At 39.8% G+C, this 14578-nt stretch carries 12 protein-coding genes; all 12 read left to right on the top strand.

Annotated features, from left to right (window positions below):
- The first annotated feature begins 123 nt into the window (after nucleotides 1-123).
- The 12 genes from pta (at nucleotide 124) to UFO1_RS20035 (ending at nucleotide 14110) form a co-directional block, all read left to right on the top strand.
- Nucleotides 124-1122, top strand: a complete 999-nt coding sequence (gene pta, locus UFO1_RS20085) for a phosphate acetyltransferase (protein ID WP_038673714.1) — start codon at nucleotides 124-126, stop codon at nucleotides 1120-1122.
- A 340-nt stretch (nucleotides 1123-1462) separates the two neighbouring features.
- A complete protein-coding gene (locus tag UFO1_RS20080; protein ID WP_084159889.1) occupies nucleotides 1463-2488 on the top strand; it encodes a TRAP transporter substrate-binding protein in 1026 nt (341 codons plus the stop codon).
- A 67-nt stretch (nucleotides 2489-2555) separates the two neighbouring features.
- A complete protein-coding gene (locus tag UFO1_RS20075; RefSeq protein WP_051789030.1) occupies nucleotides 2556-4397 on the top strand; it encodes a TRAP transporter large permease subunit in 1842 nt (613 codons plus the stop codon).
- 190 nt (nucleotides 4398-4587) lie between these two features.
- Complete coding sequence (gene scfA, locus UFO1_RS24600) at nucleotides 4588-4728, top strand: six-cysteine ranthipeptide SCIFF (RefSeq protein ID WP_017531201.1); 141 nt, start codon at nucleotides 4588-4590, stop codon at nucleotides 4726-4728.
- A 187-nt stretch (nucleotides 4729-4915) separates the two neighbouring features.
- Nucleotides 4916-6271, top strand: coding sequence for a thioether cross-link-forming SCIFF peptide maturase (gene scfB / locus UFO1_RS20070; RefSeq protein WP_038673712.1), 1356 nt, complete (start codon nucleotides 4916-4918; stop codon nucleotides 6269-6271).
- A 16-nt stretch (nucleotides 6272-6287) separates the two neighbouring features.
- A complete protein-coding gene (gene hypF, locus UFO1_RS20065) occupies nucleotides 6288-8546 on the top strand; it encodes a carbamoyltransferase HypF (RefSeq protein ID WP_038673710.1) in 2259 nt (752 codons plus the stop codon).
- A 4-nt stretch (nucleotides 8547-8550) separates the two neighbouring features.
- Nucleotides 8551-8778 (top strand): HypC/HybG/HupF family hydrogenase formation chaperone, encoded by a 228-nt coding sequence (locus tag UFO1_RS20060; RefSeq protein WP_038673708.1) that lies wholly within the window; start codon nucleotides 8551-8553, stop codon nucleotides 8776-8778.
- A complete protein-coding gene (gene hypD / locus UFO1_RS20055; RefSeq protein WP_038673705.1) occupies nucleotides 8762-9862 on the top strand; it encodes a hydrogenase formation protein HypD in 1101 nt (366 codons plus the stop codon). Before UFO1_RS20060 ends, hypD begins: the two co-directional genes overlap by 17 nt.
- A complete protein-coding gene (hypE, locus tag UFO1_RS20050; protein WP_038673703.1) occupies nucleotides 9859-10869 on the top strand; it encodes a hydrogenase expression/formation protein HypE in 1011 nt (336 codons plus the stop codon). The genes hypD and hypE overlap by 4 nt, the downstream gene beginning before the upstream one ends.
- A gap of 14 nt (nucleotides 10870-10883) precedes the next feature.
- The gene (gene rpoN, locus UFO1_RS20045; RefSeq protein ID WP_038673700.1) at nucleotides 10884-12281 is read left to right on the top strand and encodes an RNA polymerase factor sigma-54; all 1398 of its coding nucleotides are present in this window, start codon (nucleotides 10884-10886) and stop codon (nucleotides 12279-12281) included.
- Between the two features lie 317 nt (nucleotides 12282-12598).
- Nucleotides 12599-13264, top strand: a complete 666-nt coding sequence (locus UFO1_RS20040) for an MgtC/SapB family protein (RefSeq protein WP_038673698.1) — start codon at nucleotides 12599-12601, stop codon at nucleotides 13262-13264.
- Between the two features lie 255 nt (nucleotides 13265-13519).
- A complete protein-coding gene (locus tag UFO1_RS20035; RefSeq protein WP_038673697.1) occupies nucleotides 13520-14110 on the top strand; it encodes a glycerol-3-phosphate responsive antiterminator in 591 nt (196 codons plus the stop codon).
- Nucleotides 14111-14578 lie beyond the last annotated feature (468 nt).

Genomic DNA, 14578 nt, shown 5'->3' with positions numbered 1-14578 from the left:
CCTTGACTCTTCTTTTCGTTTAAGATATTCTAGAAGAAAAAGGGAAAACATGGGTAATTATGCCAAGGTAAAATAGCAGTTGACCCTAGCTTATGGAATGAAAAAGCGAGGAGAGGTTAGAGGATGAGTTTTCTTGATGACATGAAGAAAAAAGCAAGAGCTAGTAAAAAGAGAATAGTTCTACCTGAAGGGACTGACCTGCGAGTTTTGACAGCAGCTAGTGCGGCAGCGAAAGAAGGACTTGCCGAGATTATATTAGTTGGTAATAAAGTAGACATTTTAAAAACTGCTGGGGAAATTGACTTATCCCAAGTGCTAATTGTAGATGTTGTTACAGCAGAAAAGAAGGAAGAATATATTGAAAGATTTTATGAATTGAGAAAAGCAAAAGGGGTTACAAAAGACCAAGCACGTGAGCTAATGAAAGATCCAGTGTATTTTGGCAACATGATGATAAAACAGAATGATGCTGATGGGCTGGTTTCTGGAGCGATTCATTCAACAGCAGATACCTTAAGACCAGCGCTGCAAATTATTAAAACAGCACCGGGTACTAGTTTGGTATCATCCTTTTTCATTATGGTGATTCCTGATTGCGAATATGGACAAGACGGCGTATTTTTATTCTCTGATTGTGGCTTAAACGAAAATCCAAATGCAGATCAACTTTCAGAGATTGCCATTTCGTCGGCTCACACGATGAAAGGTTTACTGGGTATTACACCAATTGTTGCCATGCTTTCTTATTCCACTTACGGAAGTGCGAATAGTGAGCTCACACAAAAAGTAGTACAAGCAACTGCTTTGGCAAAACAAAAGGCACCGGATTTGTTGATTGATGGAGAAATGCAAGTAGATGCGGCTTTGGTGGCAAGTACTGCTAAACTGAAAGCTCCTAATAGTGCTGTAGCAGGGCAAGCAAATGTACTGATATTTCCAGATTTAAATGCAGGAAATATTGGCTATAAGCTTACGGAACGGCTAGCAAAAGCGCAAGCCTACGGGCCGATTACTCAGGGGTTAGCAAAGCCTATTAATGATTTATCAAGAGGTTGCAAGGCGGAAGATATTATTGGCGTAATTGCGATGACAGCGGTGCAAGCGCAAGCAGAGCATTCATAAGGGATAGGCCAAAAAGATGAGTCAAGGACGGGGTCCTTGACTCATCTTCTTTGCGCGTACTCAGCCTTGGATGTGAAAAAGTATTCCGCATTGTGGAAAAAATCATTAAATTCAGAAAACTTAGCAGGGTTTTTAATCCTAAAGGGCGTATGTACATATCATATGATAGAATTAAAGTCCACATGGTGGGTTGAAAGGGGGGCTTTTCTAAACGGGTAATCAGTTGACGTAGGTTAGGTGGAAATAGTAAGTAAAGGTAAGGATTAAAGTATATCTTGTCATTAACAAAAGAAGGACCGATAGTAAAAGAGCTTTTGCGTACTCAAATATAGGGGGAGTAATGATGAAAAAGTCAAAGATGCTAATGCTTACCATGGCTGCCGTTTTTTTAATAGGAACGATTCTAGCGGGATGCGGTGGTCAAAAAACATCTACTCAGCAGCCAGCAGCTGGACCTAAGTACAAATTAAAATTAGCGACTCAGTTGCCAGAAAGTCACCCTATTGCGGCAGCTGCCATTTTGTACGCTAAAAAGGTTAAGGAAAAGAGTAATGGCGAAATTGAAATTACTGTATTTAATAACGGAACACTAGGCCAAGAACGTGATTTAGTCGAAGGAATGAAAATAGGGACAGTTGATATGGCAAATGTCAATAGTGCTCTTATGACAAGTTTTGCCCCTCGATGGCAGGTGTTTAGCTTACCTTATCTTTTCCAATCCGAAGAACATATGTATAAGGTTGTGAATGGCCCCATCGGACAACAGCTTTTCAAAGAAATTGAACCAAGTGGTCTGAAAGGCTTAGCTTACCAGTGGAGTGGTTTTCGCAGCATAACAACTAAAAAGGGACCAGTAAATGTTCCGGAAGACTTAAAAGGGCTAAAGATTCGTACTATGCCTGCTAAGACAATGGTTGATGGCATTAATGCTATGGGCGGTATTGCTACGCCGATGGATCAAGGTGCTGTATACAATGCTTTACAATCTGGAATACTTGATGGTTGGGAAAATAATCCTGCCACGGTACTATCCTTTAAAATGAATGAAGTATGTCCTTATTTTTCCTATACAAATCATTTTGCCGCTCCTAATATATTATTAATAAGTCAGAAGAGCTGGGCAAAACTTTCGCCGGAAGCACAAAAGGTATTGATGGAAGTTTCCGCTGAATCGCAAAAAGACGAGAGTGAAATATTCCAGAAGACAGAGAAAGACGTTGTTGAAAAACTAAAAGCCGCTGGGATGAAGTTTAATGATGTGAATACGACGCCTTTCTTTGAAAGAGCTAAACCTCTTTGGAAGTCATTAGAGGAAGTAGTAGGTAAAGATACATTTGATGAGATAGAGAAATTGCGTAGCAAATAATCGGTAAGGTTATTATAGTGGTTGGATTTATCCAGCCACTATAATAACAGTCATGGAGGAAAAAACTATGATTAATTTTTTACGTTTCATCAGTGATCGAGTCAATGGCTTTGCGAAGGGTTTATTACTTGCAGCAGCCTGTACCATGGTAACGGCAGTGTTTTTACAAATCATCTTTCGCTATGTGTTAAAAATGCCTTTATCTTGGTCCGAGGAATTAGCACGTTATGCTTTTATGTGGACGACTTTTCTCGGAGCATCTGTTGCATTACGGTACAATTCGCTTCCGAATATTACTATGGGTGTAAAGCTGTTGCCGATAAAAATGAGGCCCTATCTATTTTTAGTAACACGTGGTATAGCTGCACTTTTTTGTTATCATTTCCTTGTTGAGGGTACTCGGCTTGCTATAGCAGTGATTCCTGATAAAACGCCAGCTCTGGATTTTACCATATCTTGGGCTTATGCTGCATTGCCAGTCGGTGGTCTATTTATGCTGATTCACACATTGTACTTAGTAGCTGAAGAGTCCCAGGAAAAACTCGGAAATTCGGTACTAGGTATAGGTGTTATGTTGGCAGTCGCTGCAGGATTTTCTTTGATAACTAGTCAGCCATTTGAACAAATTAATTTGCTATTGATTGTCTTACTTTTACTGTTCTTTGGGATGAGTGTGCCGATCTTTGTTTCTCTAGCGATGGTAACTGTAGTAGCCTTTACTACTACAGGGGACATTCCTCTGACAATTGTCCCTCAGCGTATGTTTGTTGGCTTAGACTCCTTTACATTAATGGCAGTTCCTTTTTTTATGTTAGCTGGTGCAATTATGCATGAAGGCGGTATTGCCCTCCGGTTAATAAACTTTGCCAGTTCTTTGGTGGGGTGGATTCGCGGCGGTTTGATTCCAGCTAACGTACTTGCCAGTGTTATCTTTGCCGATATGTCTGGCTCGGCGGCATCTGATACTGCCGCTATTGGTAATGTCATGATGCCAGGTATGATTAAACGGGGTTACGAGAAAAACTTTGTTACCGCATTGCAGGCTGCTGCTGGATCATTAGGTGTTCAATTTCCACCAAGTTCGGGTATGTTGTTATATGCCTTTGTAGCCAATGTTTCTATTACTCATTTATTTATGGCTTCTTTTATACCTGGCTTTTTAGTAGCTCTGTCATTTATCATTACTGGTCTAATCATAGCCCGTAGACATAACTATCCTGCTGAGAAGTGGGTAGGATTTAAAAATCTAGGTAAAGCGTTTATTCATTCAATATGGGCCTTATTTACGCCTATTTTAATTTTAGGTGGCATATTAGGGGGCTTATTTACTGCCACAGAAGCGGGTGCTGTGACGGTAGTATATGCGTTACTTGTGAGTACTGTTTTTTATAAGGAATTGCCACTTAGTAAAATCCCAGAAGTCGTGACGACTGGCGCTGTTAATACGGCACGAGTTATGTCTATCGCCTCAGCTGGAATGCTATTAGCTTGGTATTTAGCATCTCAGCAAATACCTCAAGAAATAGCTGGCATGCTGTTTAGTATCACCAATGATCCTTTCTGGATTTTAGTAATCGTTAATATCTTCCTGATTTTAATTCATACGGTACTAGAAACAGGAACGTGCATTTTAGTGGTCGTCCCTATCCTCTTACCAGCAATGTTAGCTGCAGGGGTTGATCCGATTCATTTTGGTATTATTGTAGCGATCAATTCGGCTTTAGGTATGATTTTACCGCCAATTGGAATTTGCTTATTTGTGTCAACAGCAATTACTAATATTAGTCTAGAGGCTGTTACCAAAGCGGTATGGCCATTCGCATTGGCTAACTTAATCGTTTTGTCCGTAGTCACAGCTTGTCCTTGGATTGTCCAAATATTGCCTGGCATGATGGGAATGCTAAAATGAACTAACTAGTTTGGTTAGCTCCTGACTCAGGAAAGGAAACTATCGTAATAAACGATGGTTTCCTTTTCTCATTTTCGAATAAGATACTATTTTACGATTGAACACAATTTCTAATACCTATTGCTTAGTATTAGAAAAACGTATAAAATAGGTTAAGCAAGAATAAAAATAAGGGCAAGGAGGGATTATCATGGCAAAGCATATTATTACTGTTAATAAAGCTTCTCTACAAGAAACTGTACATACTGGTGGCTGTGGAGAGTGCCAAACTTCCTGCCAATCGGCCTGCAAGACATCATGCACCGTTGGCAATCAGGTCTGCCAGAAGTAGACCGTAAAGACAGCCCTCTGTCCAGTTGGCAGAGGGCTTGATTTTAAGAATGAATGAACCACAAAGGCACAATGTCGCTAGTGCGACACACAAAGGGAAAAATGAAAGTTTCTTTGTGTCCTCTGTGTCTTTGTGGTTTAAATTTTTTAGTAGTTTAGTACAAATAAATTAGTTTAAAGGTGAAAAAATGAATATACATAAGTTTTATTTAAATGGTTTATATATTATATTGGATATTAATAGTGGGGCTGTCCACGTTGTAGATAAAATGGTTTTTGATATGATGGACGTGTTTGATGGTAGTAATGATGAGGCTGTAATGTCCGCATTTTCTGGTCAATATGCTGCCGATGATCTGGCAGATGTATTAGTAGAACTTCATGAACTAATGAATGATAATAAGTTATTTTCAAAAATGCCAGAAGTGCCTTTGCACTTTAGTCAAAAACCTTTGGTTAAATCTGTATGTTTGCATGTGGCTCATGATTGTAATTTACGCTGTAATTATTGTTTCGCAGGAACAGGAGATTTTGGACATACCCGGGGTTTGATGAGTAAAGAAGTAGCAGAACGTGCCGTGGAATTTATTATTGAAAATAGTGGGCCAAGAATTAATAGCGAAATTGACTTTTTTGGTGGCGAACCTTTGATGAATATGGATACTGTACGTCATGCTGTAACCTATATTCGCCGTCGTGAATTGGAAACTGGTAAAAAGTTTAAACTAACTTTGACGACCAATGGCGTACTTTTAAATGATGAAATTAATCAATATCTGAATGAAAATAATATTAGTTTGGTGCTTAGTTTAGATGGCAGACGTGAAGTGCACGACAAAATGCGTCCTTGTGTCAATGGTGCCGGTAGTTACGATATGATTTTGAAAAATGTAACAAAAACCATTGAATCTCGTAATGGACAAAACTATTATTTGCGCGGTACTTTTACGGCACATAACTTAGACTTTGCTGCGGATGTTCTAGATATTGCCGATAAAGGATTTACCCAATTGTCTGTGGAACCAGTTGTTGCAGAGGATTGTGATTATGCGTTAAAGGAAGAACACCTTCCCCAATTATTTAAAGAATATGAAACGTTGGCAAAAGCTTATTTAGAGCGCAAACGTAAGGGACAAGGGTTTGAATTCTTTCACTTTAATTTAGATCTTAATAATGGACCCTGTGTGGCCAAGCGTTTAAGTGGCTGCGGTGCTGGTCATGAGTATTATGCTGTTACTCCAGAAGGAGACTTGTACCCTTGTCATCAATTCGTTGGGCGGGAAGAATTCTTATTAGGTGATGTTTTTGAGGGTGTGAAGAATACCCAATTACCAGAAAAATTCCGTCAGAGTCATGTATTAAATAAGGCAGAGTGCCGTGATTGTTGGGCACGTTTTTACTGTAGCGGTGGCTGTCATGCTAATGCAGATTTATTTAATAAGGACATTAATATTCCTTATAAAATTGGTTGTGAACTACAGAAAAAGCGGTTAGAGTGTGCTCTGATGATTCAGTCCTTACTAACATTGGAGAGCGGAAAATAGTAGAGGAGACAATACTATGCAGCGTCTTACCATTCACATACACGGTATTGTACAAGGGGTGGGTTTCCGCCCCTTTGTTTATAATCTGGCGCAGCGCTACCATTTGGTTGGTTGGGTGCTGAATAACTCTGAAGGTGTGGAGATTGAAATAGAAGGGACCTCCATGGAGGTCTCTCTTTTTTTACAAGAACTAAAAAATTCGGCTCCTCCTTTAGCAGTAATGGATGAAATTCTTGTTACTCCCTGTAGTCTTAAGGGAGGAGCTGGTTTTACCATTCGGTATAGTCTTGGGCAGGACACAAGAACAGCTTGGGTATCTGCCGATATAGGAACTTGTGCTGATTGTCAAAGGGAAATTAAGGATCCTAAAGATAGACGATATGGTTATGCTTTTACTAATTGTACTAATTGCGGTCCCCGTTACAGTATTATTCAAGATGTTCCTTATGACAGAGACACTACCACGATGAAGGATTTCTCTATGTGCCCTATTTGCCAAGCTGAGTATGAGGATCCTGCCAATCGCCGATTTCATGCCCAGCCCAATGTTTGTTCAGAATGCGGCCCACATTATCAACTTCTTACAAAGTCAGGGGAAAGTTTATCCTCTAATGTATTTGCGGAAACCAAAAGATTGATTGCATTAGGTCATGTCATAGCAGTAAAAGGGATTGGCGGTTATCACTTAGCTTGTGATGCTCGTCAAGAGAAGGCCGTAAATAGTTTACGTCAGCGTAAACTTCGCGAGGCCAAACCCTTTGCTGTAATGTGCGGTAGTATCGAAACCGTGAAAAAATTGTGTGAAGTATCAGATGAAGAAGAAGCCTTATTAGTTGACTCTTCAAGGCCGATTGTGTTACTGACGAAAAAAACGGATTATAATTTAGCAGAAAGTATTGGGGTAGGCACTCGTTTTCTAGGCGTAATGCTGCCCTATACTCCTCTTCATTATCTACTACTTGCAGAAGACGATGTCTGGGTAATGACGAGCGGTAACGTAAGTGATGAGCCTATAACTTATGAGGATCAGGATGCATTAAAAAAACTGGGAAATATTGCAGATTATTTTTTGGTGCATAATCGGGAAATATTTCAGCCTAGTGATGACTCTGTAGCCCGGATTGTAGATGATAAGCGACAAATCTTGCGACGCAGTCGAGGCTTTGCCCCGAAACCGCTAAAAATTTCCCAGGAAATGTCGTCCATTTTGGCAGTTGGTGGCGAAGTGAAAAATACCTTTTGTCTAACTCGAGGGCCTTTTGTCTTTATGAGTTGTCATATGGGGGATTTGGAAAATTTGGCGACATATCAGGCTTATCTTGCCTCAATGGAGCATTATCAAAAGTTATTTGCTATTCATCCTACAGTGGTGGCTTATGATTTACATCCTGAATATATTGCCACGAAATATGCATTATCTCTTGATATCCCTAAGGTCGGGGTGCAGCATCATCACGCTCATATTGCTTCTGTACTGGCTGAATATGGGCTCGAAGAGAAGGTAATTGGTGTTTCTTTTGATGGGACTGGTTATGGAACGGATGGGAACTTATGGGGGGGGGAATTCTTCCTAGCGGATTGTCGAGATTTTGTCCGGGTGGGCCACTGTAAGTATTTGCCTTTGCCTGGAGGTGCAAAAGCCATAAAACAACCATGGCGCATGGCAGCTTGGGTGTTATATAATCTATATGGAAATGAATTTGTTAACTTTCCATTGGATGTGAATCGTAGTTTGCCTGCAGGATGGCAGTTGCTGATGGATGCGACTTATAAAGGAATTAATGCTCCAATTACATCGAGTGCTGGCAGGTTATTTGATATTGCATCTGGAATATTAGGGCTTTGTAGTGAAATTCATTATGAAGGACAAGCCGCGATTATACTAGAGTATGCAGGGCAAGGAGAGTTTGGGGAAATATTACCATATTGTATTTCAGGGGGGAATCCTTATGTTTTGGATTTCATGCCGACTTTTGCCGCTCTAACAGAGGCTCTTAGGAAAGGTGGTAAAGTACCATTTTTAGCAGCTTGTTTCCATGTCACGATTGCCGACGCCATCGTGAAAATGGTTAAGCGAATTGGACAAGATACGGGGATAAAAAAAGTAGCTTTAAGCGGTGGTGTATGGCAAAATATAACGATTCTACAAAAAGTATTCGGAATGTTACAACAAGATGGTTTTTATGTATATAGTAACCAACAGGTTCCGCCGAATGATGGAGGACTTGCCTTGGGGCAAGCTGTTGTCGCTGGGGCCCGTATAAGGGAGAGGTGATTTTATGTGTTTAGCAGTACCAGGGAAAGTATTAGAACGGCAAGATATGTTGGCAACAATTGAAGTTGGTGGTGTGACGAGAAAAGTAAGTCTGATGCTTTTGCCTGAGACCCAGGTTGGAGATTTTGTTTTGATTCATGCCGGATTTGCTGTGCAGAGGATTGATGAAGAAGAGGCAGAAAAGACACTTGCATTATTCAAGGAGTTGGAACAATATGCTGCAAATGAATAATGAGGAAATAAGGAAGGCAGCAGATTTTTTTACTCACGAAATTGCAAAATTGGCGGGTGATAAATCATTTCGTTTAATGGAAGTATGCGGTACTCATACTGTCGCTATTTTTAAGGCTGGTATTCGCCAACTTTTACCCGAAAATGTTCAGCTAGTCAGCGGCCCTGGATGTCCTGTATGTGTAACACCAAATGAATATTTAGATACAGCCATTGCCTTCAGCCGAAAATCAGATGTTATGATTGCTACTTTTGGGGATATGCTAAAAGTACCTGGATCTTCTTCTACGTTAGCGGCTGAAAAAGCGCAAGGAGCAGATATTCGTATTGTATATTCCTCATTAGAGGGATTGGAGCTTGCTAAAAGGTATCCAGATAAAAAAGTGATTTTTTTAGCGGTAGGTTTTGAAACTACTGCTCCTACTGCAGCGGCAGCAATTTTGATGGCAGAGGCAGAAAAGGTTGCTAATTTTTACGTGTTATCTTCTCATAAATTGGTGCCACCTGCACTTAGGGCTTTATTGTCGTCGGGAGATAGTAAAGTACATGGGTTTTTATTGCCAGGTCATGTTAGTGCTATGATTGGCTTGACGCCTTACGAATTTTTAAGCAAGGAGTATAATACGCCAGCTGTTGTTGCTGGCTTTGAACCTTTGGATATTTTACAGTCGGTATACATGTTACTGCGGCAACTAGACTGTGGCGTAGCTAAAGTGGAAAATCAGTATCGTCGTATTGTGCCAAAGGAAGGCAATCCAGCAGCTTGTGAGGTTCTATCAACAGTATATCAAGCAGCAGATGCTCAGTGGCGCGGCATAGGCCATCTAAAAAATTCTGGACTGGTCATGCGAGAAAAGTATCAAAAGTTTGATGCCTTGTTAAATATTCCAGTTACAGTGGAGGAGACCAAAGAGGCTAAGGGATGCCAGTGTGGAAGTGTATTGAGGGGACTGATGCTGCCAACATCTTGTCCTTTGTTTGGTAAAACCTGCAAACCTGAACATCCTGTTGGATCCTGTATGGTATCTATAGAAGGTACTTGCGCAGCATGGTATAAGTATGGAGCCGGGAGGTGGCAGGTATGAAAAAAGACTATGTTCAGCTAGCCCATGGCAGTGGTGGTAAACTGAGTCATGATCTGGTGAAAAATGTTATGTGGCCTGCTTTTGCCAATGAAATATTAGGACAGATGGATGATGGCGCTCAATTGGATATGAATGGCTGCCGTTTAGCATTTTCTACAGACTCCTATGTTGTGAAACCATTATTCTTTTCTGGTGGCGATATTGGCAAGTTGGCGGTATGCGGTACAGTGAATGATGTGGCTATGAGCGGTGCAATTCCTTTATATTTAAGTGCTGGATTTATACTAGAAGAAGGTTTCCCTATGGAAAGTTTACAGCGGATTGTTGCCTCGATGCAAAGAGCGGCAGCTGAGGCAGGAGTAAAGATTGTAACAGGGGATACAAAGGTTGTGGAAAAAGGCGCAGTCGATGGTATTTATATAAATACTGCGGGTATTGGAAGTATCATCGATGGGACTAATGTTTCGGGCAGCAATGCAAAAGTTGGTCAGGACATTATTTTAAGTGGTTATTTAGGAGATCATGCCTTGGCAGTAATGAGTGAACGTCATGGCTTACAATTTCCGCAAAGTGTAGTGAGTGATTGTGCGCCTTTGAATGGCTTGGTAAAAAGCATACTAACTGCAGTTCCTACTATTGCTGTATTGCGGGATCCGACGCGAGGTGGACTAGCGACTACTCTTAATGAGATTGCTCTTCAATCCCAAGTAGGTATTATGCTAGAGGAAAGTAGTATCCCAATATCGCCAGCGGTACAAGCTGCCTGTGATATTTTAGGCTTTGATCCCTTATATCTAGCGAATGAAGGAAAAATGATAGTCTTTGTGGAACATGAATGCACAAGGCAAGTACTAGATATCATGCAACAACATGTTTATGGACGTGAGGCTCGAGTAATCGGTAAAGTTGTCAAAGAGCCTAACGGACAGGTGGGGCTTCGTACCAATATTGGTGGAGTAAGGTTATTAGATATGCTGGTAGGCGATCAATTGCCCCGCATATGTTAAATACGTTATAGGAGGTGATTCCTATCAACCTGAGTTATGGTCTTAAATTAGAGTTAAACCAAAAACTGATGATGACACCTGAGTTACGTCAAGCAATCGCAATTTTGCAACTTTCTGCTTTAGAACTTTCTGAGATGATAGAACAAGAAGTGTTGGAAAACCCTGTATTAGAAATAGCAGAAAAGCAAAGCGATGAACCGGAAGCAGAGATGGATGAGCCCCAAAGGGAAAAGGAACAATTGGATGATTATCTAAATTGGGACGATTATTTTAACCAAGGAATGGACAAGAAGTCCGAATATATGGTAGCAGATGAAAAAACTACCGTAGAAAAATTTGTCAATAGTAATGTTTCCTTGCATGAACATTTGGAATTTCAATTGCATTTAGCAGTGAGAGATGAGGCAACCAAAATAGTAGGGAACTATTTAATTGGTTGTATTGATGAAAATGGTTATTTATGTGGTACTTTATCAGAGGCTGCTAGTAATTTAGGTGTCAAGGAAGAGATGGTTCTTGAAGTACTAGAGCTCATTCAGACCTTTGATCCCCTAGGTGTAGGAGCTCGTGATTTACAAGAGTGTTTACTAATCCAGTATCAACAAAAAGGAATCTATGACCACTTAGTAGCTGATATTATTTCCAACCATTTACCCGATGTGGCCGCGGGACGTTATAAAGCAATTGCGGAAAAATTAGCATGTAAACCTCAAGACGTGCAACAAGCTGTGGATGTGATTCGTACCTTAGATCCAAAACCGGGAAGGGCATTTGGTGGTGAGCAGTGCAGCTATATTATTGCTGATATGTCCGTAGAACGTGTTAATGGAAAATATGTTATTACGGTAAATGATACCAGTATTCCTCAATTAACCATCAATCCTTATTATCGACGTGTAGCTATGGGAGCTGATAGTGAGTCAAAAAAATTCATTGAAGGCCGCCTAAATTCTGCCGTTTGGCTTATTAAGAGTATTGAACAGCGTCGTCGTACTTTATACAATGTTATGGAAGCGATTATTGAGTTGCAACAGGACTTTTTCGATAAGGGGCCGAAGTTTTTGCGGCCTTTAGTAATGAAGAAAGTGGCTGAGAAGATAGAAGTTCATGAATCTACGGTAAGTCGGGCCATTGCCAATAAATATGTTGACACGCCTCATGGCCTTGTAAGTTTACGTAGCTTTTTTTCAACAGCAGTGCATAATAGTGAGGGTGGTCAAGATGTTTCAGCAACTAAGGTAAAACAAAAAATTAAAGAGTTAATTGTTGCTGAAGATTCATCTGATCCCTATAGTGATCAGACCTTGTCGGAAATTCTCTGCCAACATGGTATGAAAATATCTAGACGCACTGTGGCAAAATATCGGGAGGAGCAAGGTATCGCTTCTTCCGCAAAACGCAAACGATATTAAAAAAAAGACGTAACTGTAAAAGTTACGTCTTTTTTCGCATGAGCTGCGTTTCATTAAAGATTACGATAAGGGCAGTAACTGTATCAGCAAAATACAGCTTACCATAGGAAGCTTCAGCTGATAAAAAATGGCGGACTGACTGTGGTTGGAATGAGCTATATCCTTATGCTCACTTCGTTACTTGTCAGCACATGTAAGATTTACTATGATATTGTCAATGATTTTGTGTATGAAAAAAAGAATGTATGCTATACTTTATAATAGAGAAAAGAGAGAAAATCTGGTTTGGTACCTTTGCTGCAGGGAGGGTATAAAGTATGTTAGTTGAATGGGAGATGGCCATTCGCTTATTGTTATCAAGTATTCTAGGGGGGTTTATTGGTTATGAACGGGAAGCACATCATAAGGCGGCAGGTCTTAGAACTCATATTTTAGTATCTATTGGTTCTTGTCTTATCATGATATTATCGATTAAGATTTATTCGTCAGTGCAAGGTTTCACTAACGCTGATCCAGCTCGTTTAGCGGCTCAAGTAGTCAGCGGTATTGGTTTTCTTGGGGCAGGCAGTATTATGAAAGAGGGATCAACAGTTAAAGGTCTGACAACTGCAGCAAGTTTATGGGTAGTATCTGGTGTAGGCTTAGCTGTCGGAAGTGGTTATTACATGGGTGCGTTTATGACGACAGGTTTTGTATTTCTGACCTTGACCATTTTGGCCAGGATAGAGAATAAGGATCATAAATGTTTAGTAGAGTTGTCCCTTACGACAGCGGATAAACCGGGACAAGTTGGGAAGATTGGTTCTATACTTGGCCTATATGGAATTCAAATAAGAGATGTAAAAATAAAGGAACAAGAACAAGAACAAGACCGACTCGAAATGGTTTTTATGGTCTATGTACCTAGACAGGTACAAGGTAATGACGTAACCCTTGCTATCCTTGATATTCCTGGTATTACTTGTGTAAACTTTAATTCTTAATATACACTTAATTAAGAGTAATAGAATAGGATATTATAACCATGAGGCTGAAAACCCTACCCTAATCAAGTGACACCACGAAACTACGCACTTAGCTACTGTCCTAGTTAACAAATCGGATTGCGGTGGACATTGCTTAAAGAATATTATATACACGATAGTGGCAGGGGAACCCTTAGACTTCGCAGAATTGTTATAAGAATCTGAGAATTGGCGTAGTTTTTACTAAGTAAAAATAAAATTGAGGTGGAATAAATGGCATCTTTAGACGTGCTTAAATTTTTAGCTAACGGACCTGTAATTCCGTCAGCCCGATCCCTGGAAGATTTTAAAGTAGCTTTAACCCATACGGTTTCTCCTAGCGTAGTGTTACTTTTTGGTGATATTAATACTCTCCCAGTCTTAATAGCCCAGGCTAATGAGCATAAAAAACGTATTGTGCTGCATTTAGATTTATTCGATGGTGTTGGCAAGGATAAAGCAGGTATTAAATTTTTGGCAAGGTTGGGTATTCATGCCATAATTACAACAAAATCCCATCTGTGCCGATTTGCTCGAGAGGAAGGTATGATTGTCGTACAACGATTATTTTTAATGGATTCAGATTCTTTACGTACGGGTCTTAATTTAGTGCGTAATTTTAAGCCTGATGCGATTGAGATATTACCAGGATCCGTACCTGCAAGCGTGGTAGAAGAACTAGTGAGAGAAACAGGTTTGCCAATTTTGGCAGGGGGGCTAATACGTACAAAAGAAGATGTGGATCATGCCATTGAACGGGGTATCTCGGCAGTTAGTACCAGCCGTCGTGATCTGTGGGATGATATTATGATAACCAATAATTAAGAATCTAGGGACCAAAGAAGATAAAAGTCTCATAGTGCAAAAAGCAATCTAAATTGCTCTAGCTTTTACAAATTGAAACTGGAAGCTTTAATAAAATCCTCTTGCTATAAAAAAAGAAGTATGATTCAGCATATTTCTCTTATATCAGGAGGATTTTATTATTCGGTAAAATAATTTAATAAAAAATAATATAAATTAGCTCCTATATTAGAAAGCCAAGAAATAGAGAGCGCGAATTCTTCAAACTTAAAAAATAAAATTTTCAGTTTATTTAGAAGGAATATTAGTTTATATAGAGAAGTAATTTATTATAGAAAAAAAGAATCCTATGTATAGAAAAATTGCATTTGGTATTAGAAGCTTGTAAAAAAAGAAAATACTAAGCAGGGAAAGCAATGCTGAAATGTCATTTTGGTGATATTTAAATAAATAGCTTTGGACTAGAGATTAAGAGAAGTCCGTTTATTC

Source organism: Pelosinus sp. UFO1 (assembly GCF_000725345.1).
Lineage (GTDB): Bacteria > Bacillota > Negativicutes > DSM-13327 > DSM-13327 > Pelosinus.
Note: the sequence above shows the minus strand (reverse complement) of the source record. Positions and strands in the feature narration are given on the sequence as shown.